Annotated in this window: 8 protein-coding genes and 1 tRNA gene; 4 read left to right on the forward strand and 5 right to left on the reverse strand. The window is 66.6% G+C overall.

The genetic code is table 11. The features are described 5' to 3' along the window. Nucleotides 1–23: 23 nt before the first annotated feature. The 5 genes from AC56K1_RS13625 to AC56K1_RS13645 all read right to left on the reverse strand — a co-directional run bounded on the left by AC56K1_RS13625 (nt 24) and on the right by AC56K1_RS13645 (nt 5519). A tRNA-Ser gene (locus AC56K1_RS13625) sits at nt 24–113 on the reverse strand. A gap of 70 nt (nt 114–183) precedes the next feature. Beyond that, the gene (locus tag AC56K1_RS13630) at nt 184–2229 is read right to left on the reverse strand and encodes a putative bifunctional diguanylate cyclase/phosphodiesterase (RefSeq protein ID WP_497158372.1); all 2046 of its coding nucleotides are present in this window, start codon (nt 2227–2229) and stop codon (nt 184–186) included. Between the two features lies 1 nt (nt 2230). Further along, nucleotides 2231–3403 carry an EAL and HDOD domain-containing protein gene (locus AC56K1_RS13635; RefSeq protein ID WP_497158373.1) on the reverse strand — a complete coding sequence of 391 codons (1173 nt, stop codon included), beginning with the start codon at nt 3401–3403 and terminating at the stop codon, nt 2231–2233. A gap of 104 nt (nt 3404–3507) precedes the next feature. Beyond that, on the reverse strand, nt 3508–4158 hold the full coding sequence (locus AC56K1_RS13640) for a response regulator (RefSeq protein WP_497158374.1): 651 nt from the start codon (nt 4156–4158) through the stop codon (nt 3508–3510). Further along, entirely contained in the window at nt 4155–5519 is a 1365-nt protein-coding gene (locus AC56K1_RS13645) for a cache domain-containing protein (RefSeq protein ID WP_497158375.1), read from the reverse strand. The genes AC56K1_RS13640 and AC56K1_RS13645 overlap by 4 nt, the downstream gene beginning before the upstream one ends. 217 nt (nt 5520–5736) lie before the next feature. On the opposite strand from AC56K1_RS13645, the gene AC56K1_RS13650 reads away from it, so the two are divergent. The 4 genes from AC56K1_RS13650 (at nt 5737) to AC56K1_RS13665 (ending at nt 13417) form a co-directional block, all read left to right on the forward strand. After that, a complete protein-coding gene (locus AC56K1_RS13650; protein ID WP_497158376.1) occupies nt 5737–7803 on the forward strand; it encodes a carbon starvation CstA family protein in 2067 nt (688 codons plus the stop codon). Further along, on the forward strand, nt 7803–8021 hold the full coding sequence (locus tag AC56K1_RS13655) for a YbdD/YjiX family protein (protein WP_497127717.1): 219 nt from the start codon (nt 7803–7805) through the stop codon (nt 8019–8021). Before AC56K1_RS13650 ends, AC56K1_RS13655 begins: the two co-directional genes overlap by 1 nt. Nucleotides 8022–8379: 358 nt before the next feature. Next, nucleotides 8380–11250 (forward strand): response regulator, encoded by a 2871-nt coding sequence (locus tag AC56K1_RS13660; RefSeq protein WP_497158377.1) that lies wholly within the window; start codon nt 8380–8382, stop codon nt 11248–11250. Between the two features lies 1 nt (nt 11251). Next, a complete protein-coding gene (locus AC56K1_RS13665; protein ID WP_497158378.1) occupies nt 11252–13417 on the forward strand; it encodes a putative bifunctional diguanylate cyclase/phosphodiesterase in 2166 nt (721 codons plus the stop codon). Nucleotides 13418–13455 lie beyond the last annotated feature (38 nt).

The raw sequence follows: 13455 nt of genomic DNA on the forward strand, positions 1-13455 counted from the left end.
GTGGGGCTCTCCTTCAGGAACTTTGGCGGAAGCGGTGAGATTCGAACTCACGAACGGGTTCCCCCGTCGGCAGTTTTCAAGACTGCTGCCTTCAACCACTCGGCCACGCTTCCTTGAGGAACCGGCATTATACATAAATCATCCCCGCAGGACAGGACAAATCCGCCGCCGCGCCGCGCGCCCTCAGCTCACCAGCAACCAGTTCTCCCGCAAGCTCCGCTCGAAATCAAACGCCGGCACCGGCTTGCTGTACAAGTAGCCCTGCACCTCATCACACCCCGCCTCGCGCAGGAACTCGAGCTGCTCCAGGGTCTCGACGCCCTCCGCAATCACCCGCAAATTCAGCTGGCGCGCCATGCTGACGATGGTCCCCGCAATCGCGCAGTCGCTCGGGTCTGACGGAATCCCGGTCGTAAAGGACCGATCGATCTTAAGCGTATGGATCGGGAAGCGCTTCAGGTAAGACAGGCTCGAATAGCCGGTTCCGAAATCGTCCAGCGACAGCGACACGCCCAGTTCCGTGATGCGGTCCATGATGGTGGTCACGCGCTCGAAGTCGTGCATCAGCGTGCTCTCGGTGATCTCCAGCTCCAGCCACGACGCATCCAGTTGGTAGCGCAGCAGCGTGTCGGCCACGCGCGCCGGCAGGGTTGGGGTGAATTCGCGCGCCGAGACGTTCACCGCCAGGCGGAACGGCGGCACGCCGCCGCGCTGCCAGATCGCGGCCTGGGCGCAGGCCTGCTCCAGCACCCACTCGCCCACCTGCACGATCAGGCCCGTGGTTTCGGCCAGCGGGATGAAGTCGCACGGCGGCACCAGGCCGCGGGTCGGGTGCAGCCAGCGCACCAGGGCTTCGGCGCCGACGATGCGTCCGCTGCCGATCTCGAACTTCGGCTGGTAGTACAGGATCAGTTCACCGTTGCCCAGACCGTGGCGCAGCTCCGATTCGATGCGCATGCGCTCCTGCATGCCCTGGTTCATGTCCTGGCTGAAGAAGGCGACGCTGCGGTCCGGGTTGTCGGCAGCCTGCTTGGCCCGTTCCATGGCGATGTCGGCCAGGCCCAGCAGGGTCTCGGCGTCGCCGCCGTCTTGCGGATAGACGCTGATGCCGATACTGGCGCCGACGCGCAGGTCATGGCCGGCGATCAGGAAGGGCGCGTCGAGCGAAGCCTGCAGCTTTTGCGCCACCGTGGTCGCTTCGAAGTGCTGGCGGATGTCGAACAGGCCGACGGCGAATTCGTCGCCGGACAGGCGCGCCACGACGTCTTCGTCGCGCAGGGTGCTGCGCAGGCGCTGAGCGACCTGGCGCAGCAGTTCGTCGCCGATGCGGCGTCCCAGGGTGTCGTTGATGCGCTTGAAGCGGTTCAGGTCGACGAACAGCACGCAGCCGGTGGCCTCGTTGCGTTGGGCGACCATCAGGGCCTGGTCGACCAGGCGCCCGAACAGGGTGCGGTTCGGCAGGCCGGTGAGTTCGTCGTAATAGGCCAGGTGGTGGAGCTGCTCCTCGGCCTGTTTGCGTTCGGTGATGTCGGTAAGGTAGGCGATCAGGCCGATCGGGCGCTCGGCCACGTCGCGCAGCAGCGACAGGGACAGGCTGGCCCAGAACACCTCGCCCGACTTCTTGCGTCGCTTGACTTCCATCATGCGCCCGCCCTGCTCCGCGAACACGTCGTGGAAGCCCTCGTCCTCGTCGGCGTACAGGAACAGGATGTTGCGGCCGATGGCTTCCAGCGCGGTGTAGCCGAACAGCTCTTCGGCGCCGCGGTTCCAGCTGGTGATATAGCCCGTCTGGTCCATCGTCAGCACCGATTCGTGGATCTGGTCGAGAATTTGCGACTGGTGCGCGAGCTGGGCTTCCATCTGCGCGTAGGCGTGGGTGGAGCGCTGGGCCAGCGAGTGCACCTGCATCAGCGATGCGGTCAGCTGGGCCAGGCCCGCGAGCTGCTGCGCGTCTTCCTGGGAATAGCTGGCCCGCCCTGCCACTTCATAAATACCGAACTGCTCCGACACGCCTGCCACGACCTGACGCAATACGGGGCTGGCGCCGATCGGTGCGCCGACGCCGGCGCCGGGCAGGAAGTGGCCCAGGGGGCTGGCCAGGAGGCCTGCCGCGATCCGGCCCAGCGTCTCGTGCAGGGCGGCGCCGCGCAGGCGCATGACAGCCTCGCATACGGCGTTCGAGCCGCCGATGAAGTCGGGCGATGCGTCGAGGGAGAGGGCTTCGGGCATGTCAGACATTCCGGCCGACCTGGATTGCCCAGTGATAGGCATTCAACTGGCTGGCCCACCAATCGGCGGGGGCGATGCCTGCCGCTTCGAGCGCGTCGCCGGACGGATGGGATTCGGTCATGCGCAGCCAGGCGCCCAGCTTGCCGCTACGCGCGAGCAGCGCGCCGGCGACGTGCTGCGGCAGGTGGAGTTCGGCGACGATGTCCGTCATCGGCATGTGCAGCAGCCGGTCGAGCAGCGAGAACACGCCGGTCATGAAGGCCAGGTCGCAGGCGTCGCGCTGGCCGCCGTCCATCTTGCACAAGGCCTCTAACTGCGCGCCGCGGCGCGCGGCCAGCGGCAGCAGCAGGTTCGGCAAGCCGTCCGGCTGCTGGCGCGCGTACAGCAGCAGTTGCAGCCAGCGCTGAAGCTGGCGCCGTCCGAGCAGGCTGATGGCCTGGTTGAAGCTGGTAATCTGGGTACTCACCGCAAAGGCCGCCGAATTCACCAGCTTGAGCAGGTGGAAGGACAGCGCCGGGTCCTGCTTGAGCTGCAGTTCGATCTCGCGCGAATCGGCGTCGCGCGACAGGAGGCCGAGCAGCGCCAGGATGCGGCGGCGCGAGGTGCCGTCGTGGGTTTCGCTGCCGGCGAGCAGCGGGTCGTAGGGATAATCGCCGCTGAACCAGTCGAAGCCGGCGGCTGCGCATGCCTCGAAACGCTGGGCGCTGTCGACACGGCGCGCCAGGTGCGGGCCGAACAGCGCCATCAGCCGGCCCGGCGGTGGCGCATCGAGGGCGCAATCGCGCGCGCTGCTGCGCAACGAGGAAGGCAGCGCCACAGCTGCGGGCGCTGCGCCGTCGAGCCAGATGCGGTAGCCAATCTCGTGCAGCTCGGCCAGGCGGCGCGGCACCCCCTCCTCCACCAATGCGCTTGCGGCGATGACGAAGCCGATGCGGTTGGCCGGCATCAATGCCAGCACCGGCGGCGTCAGGGCGGATGGATGGTCGAGCATGACCAGGCCGTCGAGCGGCGCGATCGCGGCCAGCAGGTCGGGCGTGCCGAACAGGGCCTGCAGGTGCTGCGACGGATCGCCCTCGCCTGAAACGTGCAGGCATAGCGCGACCCATTCGTTCTGACCATTGGCGACCGGATCGACTGCTACCAGCGGAAATGGGTGGGGGTCCAGCTCGGCCATGTATGGGCTCTCAGTGATATTCAGTCAATCTTATTGCACCGATTATCAGAAAGCAACACCTTTTGTTTCCATACGGATACATTTCACGACAAGTTGTTGCATACTCAGGCAGATTCATCGAATCCGGCTCGCTGGACCGCGAAACGGATGAGCTCCGCCTGCCCTTCGATGCCCAGTTTGCGCTTGATGTTGAGTCGGTGGGTTTCCACCGTGCGCACCGACAGGTCGAGGTCGCGTGCGATCTGCTTGTTCGACTGGCCGGTGGCGATGTGGCGCAGGACTTCCTGCTCGCGCAGGGTCAGGCTGCCGGGTGCGGAGCTCGAGACTGGCGCCAGCGGGCCGGCGAGCTGGCGCGCCAGCGCGGCACTGTAATAGATGCCGCCGCCCATCACGGTGTCGATCGCCAGCACGATGTCCTTGCCCGGTGCGTCCTTGAGCACGTAGCCGCGCGCGCCGGCCCCCATCGCCTGGGTCACGTATTCCGGCTTGTCGTGCATCGAGAGGATCAGCACCGCGATGCCGGGATAGCGCCCGGTCAGCAGCGCGCTGGCCTCGATGCCGCTGCCGCCGCGCATGTTCACGTCCATCAGCACCAGGTCGGGCCGGCACAGGCCCACCTGTGCCAGGGCCTCCTGGCTTGATCCGGCCTCGCCCACCACGCGCAGGTGCGGCGCCGCTTCCAGGCGGGCGCGCAGGCCGTCGCGCACCAGGGGATGGTCGTCCACCAGCAGGATGGTGGTCTCGTGCTGGTTCATGCGTGTTCCTTCAGGTCGATGCTGGCCACCACGCGGGTGCCCTGGGGCGACGAGTCGATGGTCAGAATGCCGCCGATCGCCTCCATGCGTTCCATCATGTTGCGCAGGCCGATGCCGCGCTGGGGGTGCACGGCCACGCTGTCGGCGTCGAAACCGGCGCCGTCGTCCGCCACGGTGAGGCTCAAGCAGCGGCGATTGCGGCTCAAGCTCATTTCGATGCGGCGCGCGCCGGCGTGGCGTTCGGCATTCGTCAGCGCCTCCTGCGCGATGCGAAACAGCACCGTGCCGGCCATCTCGGGCAGCGCGTCGACCGCGCCTTCCACGTGAAAGCGCACCGGGGTGCCGCTGTGCTGGCCGAATTCGCCGGCCAGGTGTTCGAGCGCCGGCGCCAGCCCCAGGTCGTCGAGCAGCGCCGGGCGCAGGTCGTGCGAAATGCGGCGCACTTCGCCCAACACCGATTTGACCTGCTCGACGGTGCGGTCCAGATTGGTGCGGGCGGCCAGTTGCTGCTGCTCGTTGCCGGCCAGGCGGATGATGCCGGCTTCCAGCTGCAGCTTGACCGAGACCAGCGCCTGGCTGATCCCGTCGTGCAGGTCGCGCGACAGGCGTGCCCGTTCTTCTTCCTGCGATTCGACCACGCGCTGGGCCAGGGCTTTCAGTTTGGCGTCGGCCACGCGCAGCTCGCGCAAGTTCAGGGCCAGGCCGGCGCCGGCCACCGCGCATGACGCCAGGATGGCGAGCCCGGCGATCCACAGCAGGGTTTCTTCGATGTTGCGCGACTGCTGGGCGTCGACCTGGGCGAGCGCGGCTTCCACGTCGTCCAGGTAGATACCGGTGCCCATCACCCAGCCCCAGTTCGCCACCGGCACCACGTAGCCGAGCTTTGGCGCCTGGGCGTTCGAGGATGGCTTGGCCCAGGTATAGCGGTGAAAGCCGCCGCCGGCGCGGGCGCGCTCGATCAGGCGCTGGATGGTGGGAGTGCCGCTGGCGTCGACCCAGTTCCACATCTCGGTGCCGACCAGCTCGGGCTGGCGCGGATGCATCAGGTTGCGGCCCTGCATGTCATACACGAAAAAATAGCCGTCGCCGCCGAAGCTCAGGGAACCCAGGATGCGCTTGGCCTCGTCCAGGGTGGCGGGATCGCTGCGGCCCGAGCCCACCAGGTGGCCGATCGACTGGCTGGCCAGCGCCACGTAATGGCGCAGTTCGGCCTCCTTGCTGGCCAGGTAGGCGCGCTGGATGGTGGCGCGCTGCTGCTGGGCCAGCTCGGCGGCCTGCTGGCGCACGAACAGGGCGATCGCGCACAAGGCCACGATCAGCGGCGCGATCGCCAGCACGATGACCTTTTGCCTCAGCCGCATGTTTCCCGCTCCCATTACCCTAAGCCATCTATTCTAAGACGGATCGGGCCGGGCGGACTGCGTACTACTACGCAGCCACTGCGTAATCTTGCGCTTGTGGCGCTAATAATCGTGAAACATACTTCAAGGTACGCTGTCAAAAAACCGCCGGCCGTCGTGACGCATCAGCTCGTGTTGCCGGTCAAAACAAGAATCATTCCATCTTCGGAGGAGCACCATGAAACGAATGTCGAGCACGCTCGGCTGGGCCGCGCTTGCGGTCCTCGGCGCCTTTTCGCTCGGATTCATCGCAGTCAAGCGCGGTGAAACCATCAATGCGATCTGGATCGTCGCCGCCGCCGTCTGCGTCTACCTGATTGCCTACCGCTTCTACAGCCGGTTCATCGCCTACAAGGCGCTGGGCCTGGATGCCACGCGCCAGACCCCGGCCTACAAGTACAACGACGGTTTGGACTATGTCCCGACCAATAAATACGTGCTGTTCGGCCACCACTTCGCCGCGATTGCCGGCGCCGGCCCGCTGGTCGGCCCCGTGCTGGCGGCCCAGATGGGCTATTTGCCGGGCATGATGTGGATCCTGGCAGGCGTCGTCTTTGCCGGCGCCGTCCAGGACTTCATCGTGCTGTTCATGTCCACCCGCCGCGACGGCCGCTCGCTGGGCGACCTGATCAAGTCCGAAATGGGCGAGATCCCGGGCCTGATCGCGCTGCTGGGCACCTTCATGATCATGGTGATCATCCTGGCGGTGCTGGCGCTGATCGTCGTGAAGGCGCTCACCGGCTCGCCGTGGGGCACCTTCACCGTGATGGCGACCATCCCGATCGCGCTGTTCATGGGCCTGTACTCGCGCTATGTGCGCGTGGGCCGCATCGGCGAGATCTCGATCATCGGCTTCGTGTTGCTGATGCTGGCCATCATCGGCGGCCAGTGGGTGCACGAATCGCCGACCATGGGCCCGATGTTCACCTTCACCGGCACCGAACTGACCTGGATGCTGATCGGCTACGGCTTCGTCGCCTCGGTCATTCCCGTGTGGCTGCTGCTGGCGCCGCGCGACTACCTGTCGACGTTCCTGAAGATCGGCACCATCGTGGCGCTGGCGATCGGCATCCTGATCGTCGCCCCGGACCTGCGCATGCCGTCCGTGACCAAGTTCATCGACGGCTCCGGCCCGGTCTGGTCGGGCAACATGTTCCCCTTCCTGTTCATCACCATCGCCTGCGGCGCGGTGTCTGGCTTCCACGCGCTGATCTCGTCGGGCACCACGCCCAAGATGATCGAGAACGAAACCCATGCGCGCCTGATCGGCTATGGCGGCATGCTGATGGAATCGTTCGTGGCGATTATGGCCCTGGTAGCCGCGTCGACCATCGACCCGGGCATCTACTTCGCCATGAACAGCCCGGCCGCCGTGCTGGGCACTACCGCGCAGACCGCTGCCGCGGCCGTGTCGCAGATGGGCTTCGTGATCACGCCTGAACTGCTCGAGCAGATGGCGAAAGACGTCGGCGAGCACACCATCATCTCGCGCGCCGGTGGCGCACCGACCCTGGCCGTGGGCATGGCCCACATCCTGTCGAACGTGGTCGGCGGCCAGGCCATGATGGCCTTCTGGTACCACTTCGCGATCCTGTTCGAGGCGCTGTTCATCCTGACCGCCGTCGATGCCGGCACCCGCGCGGGCCGCTTCATGCTGCAGGATTTGCTGGGCGCCTTTGCCCCGTCGCTCAAGCGCACCGAATCGCTGCCGGCCAACCTGCTGGCCACCTGCCTGTGCGTCGCGGCCTGGGGTTACTTCCTGTACCAGGGCGTGGTCGATCCGCTGGGCGGCATCAACACCCTGTGGCCGCTGTTCGGCATCGCCAACCAGATGCTGGCCGGTATCGCGCTGATGCTGGGTACCTGCGTGCTGTTCAAGATGAAGCGCGCACAGTATGCCTGGATCACGGTCGTGCCGACCCTGTGGCTGCTGGCCTGCACCCTCACCGCCGGCTGGCAGAAGATCTTCGACGCCAACCCGAAGGTCGGCTTCATGGCCCACGCCAACAAGTTCCAGGCCGCGCACGACGCCGGTACGGTGCTGGCGCCGGCCAAGTCGCTCGAGCAGATGGAACGGGTGATCTTCAACGACTACGTCAACGCGACGCTGGCGGGCTTCTTCATGTTCGTGGTGCTGGCAGTGCTGGTCTACGGTGTCCGTACCGTGCTGGCCGCCCGTAACACCAACGGCCCGACCGCGAAAGAAACCGCCTACGTCGCCGTGCCCACCCCGCAGGTCCAGTGATGTTCAGCGACCTGGTAGATGCCGGAGTCCAGGCAACCAAGCAGGCAGGCAAATACCTGGGGCAGAGCATGCGCCTGATGGTCGGCCTGCCCGAGTACGACACCTACCTGGCGCACATGGAACGTACCCATCCGGACCAGACGCCGATGAGCTACGAGGAGTTTTTCCGCGAGCGCCAGGAGGCCAGGTATGGGGGGAAGCGGGCTACCTGTTGTTGAGGGCCTGCTGATAGGTAAATGAGGAGGGACGCTGTGGCGTCCCTTCTTTTTTCTGCACGTATTGCGCTTCCATCATTTTTTCTACCAACCGAAAAACCGTCATACGCGCCACTGGCGCCTACGACTCCCGGCGCAGGCCGGGATGACGGTCTTTAAGCTGGTGGGGTCAAAACGCACGGAGCGGATGGCCTCGCGCGACAACACTTCGGCAACGCCCTTCACCCTCCCTACGTTGACTTCCATCAACGCCCCCCTCCCCCCTTAAACGTATATTTTTTTCTTGCGGGAATTTGCATTCCGCAAAGGAGGTTCTGTTTCGTCCGAAGCAGGACCGCTCCGCCGTGCCTGCGGGATCAGAATGCCGAACTTCGAGCGCTCCAGCCTGAACCAGAAGCTGACCATCATCTCGCTGCTCTCGACGGCGACCGCGCTGCTGTGCGTGTTCGTTGCGTTTGCCGCGACCTCGGTGGCCAGTCATCGCAAGACCGAGGCCATGCAGCTGGCGACCTTTGCCAAGGTGATCGGGGCCACCAGTGCCGACGACCTGCTGCTGCGCGACCGCAAGCGCGCCACCGCCGCCCTGGCCGCCCTGGGCGCCAAGCGCGAGATCTCGTCCGCCGTGCTCTACGACCGCCACGGCCAGCCCTTCGCCTGGTACCCGGTCGACACGGACGCCAAGCCGGACGGCCTGGAGGGCAGCGACAGCGCTGCCCTGGACGGCGCCAACGCGCAGGGCCAGCAGCTGGTGTCGCGCAAGCTCAGCCTGTACCAGCCGGTGCTCGACGGCGAGCTGCAGGTGGGCGTGATCATGATCGAGACCGACCTGGTCTCGACCTGGATCGACATCCTGGCCGGGCTGGCGGTCATGGGCCTGGCCATGCTGGCGTCGCTGCTGGTGTCGATCGCGATGGCGGGCCGCTTCAAGCGCGCCATCGCCGAGCCGGTGACCAAGCTGATTCAGGCAGCGCAAAAGGTCTCCACCAGCCAGAACTACAGCCTGCGCATCGCCCACCAGCGCACCGACGAGCTGGGCCAGCTGATCGACAGTTTCAACACCATGATGGCCCAGATCGAGGATCGCGGCGCGGCCCTGCTGCACCACCGCGACGAGCTGGAACGCCAGGTCGGCGTGCGCACCGAGCAGCTGGAAAGAGCGAAAAATGCCGCCGAAGCCGCGAGCCGCGCCAAGAGCGCTTTTCTCGCCACCATGAGCCACGAGATCCGCACCCCGATGAACGGCGTGCTCGGGATGACGGAAATGCTGCTCGCCACGCCGCTCACCGACGCCCAGCGCAACTACACCACCCTGGTCAAGCGCTCGGGCGAGCACCTGCTCGTGATCATCAACGACATCCTGGACTTCTCGAAGATCGAGGCCGGCAAGCTCACCATCGAGTACATCAACTTCAACCTGTGGGACCTGCTGGACGACATCCACAACGTCTACACCCCGCAGGCGGCTTGCAAGGGCATCGGCTTCGACTTCGACATCGCCAACGACATCCCGGTGGCGATCTGCGGCGACCCGAACCGGCTGCGCCAGATCATGGCCAATTTGCTCGGCAACGCCATCAAGTTCACCGACCAGGGCCGGATCCTGGCGCGGGTGCGCGTGGCGGGCGAAGACACGCAGTCGGTGGTGCTGCGCTTCGAGGTGCACGATACCGGCATCGGCATCTCGCGCGAGGCGCGCGCGCGCCTGTTCGAAGCGTTCTCGCAGGCCGACGATTCCACCACCCGGCGCTATGGCGGCACCGGCCTGGGGCTGGCGATTTCGAAGCAGCTGGTGGAGCTGATGAAAGGCGCCATCGGTGTGGACAACGCGCCCACGCGCGGCTCGATCTTCTGGTTCACGGTCAGCTTCGACAAGCGCCGCGTCGATCCCGACGCACCAGGCCACCGCCAGCACACCCTGGAAAACCTGCGCGTGCTGATCGTCGACGAAGACGAATCGAGCCGCCTCGACGTGGTCCAGCAGCTGCAGGCGTGGCGCGCAACCGCCGACGGCGCGGCCACCGCAGCCGGAGCCTGCGAGCGCCTGCAAAATGCCGCCAAGGCTGGCCGGCCCTACGACGCGGCGGTCCTCGACATGGAACTGACGCACACCAGCGGCCTGGCGCTGGCCGCCTCGATCAAGGCCGAAGCGGCGGTGCGCGCCACCCACCTGGTGCTGATCAGCCCCGAACGCCAGGCGGCCGACCCGGTGCAGCGACGCAACGCCGGTGTGGCCTACCAGCTGGTCAAGCCGGCTAGAGGCGCCGACCTGTATGCCTGCCTGGCAGCCTGCGCGGCGCGCCTGCACGCACCGTCGGCGCCCGCGCAGGCCGACGGGCCGGCGTGGTCGGTCGCGCCGGCCACCAGCGCCCACCTGCAGCGCGCCGCGCCCCCTGAAGGCACCGCCGCACGTCCGGCCAAGCGCGCACGCGCGCGGCGCGTTCTGCTGGCCGAGGACAACCCGGTCAACGTCGAAGTGGCCAAGGCCATGCTGGAGAGCCTGGGCATGGAGGCGCATTGCGCGCGCAACGGCCAGGAAGCGCTCCAGGCGGTGCGCGACGCCAGCTGGGATGCGGTGCTGATGGATTGCCAGATGCCCGTCATGGACGGCTTTGCCGCCACTGCCGCGATCCGCCGCCACGAGCGCGAAGCGGGCCGCGCGCGCACGCTGCCGGTGATCGCGATCACGGCCAACGCTCTGCAGGGCGACCGCGAGGCCTGCCTGGCCGCCGGCATGGACGACTACCTGTCCAAGCCCTTCACCCAGCAGCAGCTGGCGGCCGTGATCGGCCGCTGGCTGGCGGTGCCGCTGGCAGCCACCACCCACCACGACGACCTCCCGCCGCGCCTGCCGCCGGAAAGCGTCGAGGTGATCCAGCGCGAAGCGGTCAACCGCGCGGCGCTGGAAAACATCCGGGCGCTGAGCCGCGACGGCGGCGACGCGCTGGTGCAGAAGGTGATTGCCGCCTACATGGGCGACACGCCCAGGCACCTGGCGACGCTGCGCCAGGCCGTCGCCGGGGATGACGCCGGCAGCGTGCGCCGCGTGGCCCATGGCCTTAAGTCGTCCAGCGCCAACATCGGCGCCGCGCGGCTGGCGACGCTGTGCAAGGAACTCGAACGACTCGGGCGCGCCGAGACTGTCGATGGGGCCGACCGCATCCTCGCCGACATGGAGCACGAATTCCAGTCGGTACGCCATTCGCTTCACGCCATGCTTGAAAAGGAAACCTGAGATGCGATCCTCCTCTCCCCTGAAGCGCGGAACGGTACTGGTCGCAGACGACGATCCGGTCATGCGCCTGCTGATGCTCGAGATGCTGGCCCAGGTCGGGCTGGACGCGATCGAGGCGCCCGACGGCGCGGCGGCGGTCGAGCTGGCGCAAAGCCGCTCGCCGGACTTGATTTTGATGGACGTCGAGATGCCGCGCATGGACGGCTTTGCCGCCTGCGAAGCGATCCGTTGCAACGAGGCTGCCATCGGCGGTGACGGCGCCAGCGTGCCGATCGTGATGGTCACGGGCGGCGACGACCTGGAAGCGGTCACGCGCGCCTACGAGATGGGTGCGACCGACTTCGTCTCCAAGCCGATCAACTGGCCGATCCTCGGGCACCGCGTACTCTACGTGCTACGCGCGAGCGACGCCATTGCGCGCCTGCGCATTGCCGACGCCCAGAACCGCGCGGTGCTGGCCGCCATTCCCGACACCTTCTTCCGGCTCGATCGCGACGGTTTCTACCTCGATTACGAGCCGGGGCAGGAGCGGCCCGGGCGCGGGCGCGCTCCGGCCCAGCGGCAGGCGCAGCACTGCATCGGCAAGCATATCGGCGACGTGCTGCCAGCCGATATCGCCACCCGGATGCTCGAGCAGATGCGCGCCGTGCTGACCACCCAGCAGGTGCGCTCGGTGGAATATGAACTCGAACATTGCGGCGAGTCCCAGCATTTCGAGGCGCGGCTGGTCGCCACCAGCACTTCGCAGGTACTGGGCCTGGTGCGCGACATCAGCGAGCGCAAACGCGCCGAAGAGCAGATCCGGCGCCTGGCCTATTGCGACAGCCTGACCGGCATCCCGAACCGCCAGGCCTTCCTGGAGACGCTCGAGCGCGAGCTGCAACGCTCGAAGATCGGCAACAAGAAGTTCGCGGTGCTGTTCATGGACCTCGACGCCTTCAAGCGCATCAACGACACGCTCGGCCACAATGCGGGGGACGCGCTGCTCAAGATGGTGTCGGAGCGCCTGCGCGAGACCACCCGCCCCAGCGACCTGGTCTCGCGCGGCGAAAGTGCGGCAAACAGCGCCTCGAACCTGGCGCGCCTGGGCGGCGACGAGTTCACCATCCTGATCCCCGACCTGGAGCGGGTCGAGCACGCGTTGAACGTGGCTACCCGCGTCAAGGAAGCGATGCGCCGGCCCTTCCTCATCGAGGGCAACGAGATTTTTGTGACCGCCAGCATCGGCATCTCGCTGTTCCCGGAAGACGGCGACGATTGCGGTTCGCTCCTCAAGTTCGCCGACACCGCGATGTACCACGCAAAGAACTGCGGCAAGAACAACGCCAAGTTGTACAGCTCTTCGCTGACGATGCAGATCATGAGCCACGTGAAGCTCGAAGTGGGCTTGCGCCGCGCGCTGCAGAACGACGAGCTGTACCTGGTCTACCAGCCGCAGCGCGACGTGCGCACTTCCGAGATCGTCGGCGTGGAAGCCTTGGTGCGCTGGCGCCATCCCGAGCGCGGGCTGGTGCCGCCGACCGAGTTCATCCCGCTGGCCGAGGAGACCGGCCTGATCGTGCCGATCGGCGAATGGGTGCTGCGTACCGCCTGCCGCCAGGCCCGCACCTGGCAGCGCCTGTCGCAGCGCACGCTGCGCATGGCGGTGAATCTGTCGGCGCGCCAGTTCAAGGACGAGAACCTGTCGCAGATGGTGCACTCGGCGCTGCTGGATGCGGGGCTGGAACCGCGCCTGCTGGAGCTGGAGCTGACCGAGGGCACGCTGATGGATGACGCGCGCGCCACCATGGTCACGCTGGAACGCCTGCGCGGGATCGGCGTCTACCTGTCGATCGACGATTTCGGCACCGGCTACTCGTCGATGAACTACCTGAAGCGCTTCGACGTGCGCGCTTTAAAAATCGACCGCAGCTTCATCAACGGCCTGCCGCAGGATTCGGAGAACGCGGCCATCACGCGCGCCATCATCGCCATGGCCCACGGGTTGAAGATGGTGGTGGTGGCCGAGGGGGTGGAGACCGGCGAACAGCTGCTGATGCTGGAGCAGTATGGCTGCGATATGGTGCAGGGCTACTTCCTGGGGCACCCGTCGAATGCGGATGACATCACCGGGATGTTGAAAACGCCCTTGTTGCTGCCGGAAAGGCTGGCGCTGCCGGCGAAATAGTTAGCTCGTAGCGTGGGCGGCTTCGCCGCCCACGCGTT

Source organism: Telluria sp. ZB4P37 (assembly GCF_059685855.1).

Excerpts from the sequence above, each read along its gene's own strand:
- AC56K1_RS13655 (WP_497127717.1), top strand. The coding sequence starts at position 7,803 with ATGTTCAGCGACCTGGTAGATGCCGGAGTCCAGGCAACCAAGCAGGCA.
- AC56K1_RS13650 (WP_497158376.1), top strand. The coding sequence starts at position 5,737 with ATGAAACGAATGTCGAGCACGCTCGGCTGGGCCGCGCTTGCGGTCCTC.
- AC56K1_RS13645 (WP_497158375.1), bottom strand. The coding sequence starts at position 5,519 with ATGCGGCTGAGGCAAAAGGTCATCGTGCTGGCGATCGCGCCGCTGATC.
- AC56K1_RS13635 (WP_497158373.1), bottom strand. The coding sequence starts at position 3,403 with ATGGCCGAGCTGGACCCCCACCCATTTCCGCTGGTAGCAGTCGATCCG.
- AC56K1_RS13665 (WP_497158378.1), top strand. The coding sequence starts at position 11,252 with ATGCGATCCTCCTCTCCCCTGAAGCGCGGAACGGTACTGGTCGCAGAC.
- AC56K1_RS13630 (WP_497158372.1), bottom strand. The coding sequence starts at position 2,229 with ATGCCCGAAGCCCTCTCCCTCGACGCATCGCCCGACTTCATCGGCGGC.
- AC56K1_RS13660 (WP_497158377.1), top strand. The coding sequence starts at position 8,380 with ATGCCGAACTTCGAGCGCTCCAGCCTGAACCAGAAGCTGACCATCATC.
- AC56K1_RS13640 (WP_497158374.1), bottom strand. The coding sequence starts at position 4,158 with ATGAACCAGCACGAGACCACCATCCTGCTGGTGGACGACCATCCCCTG.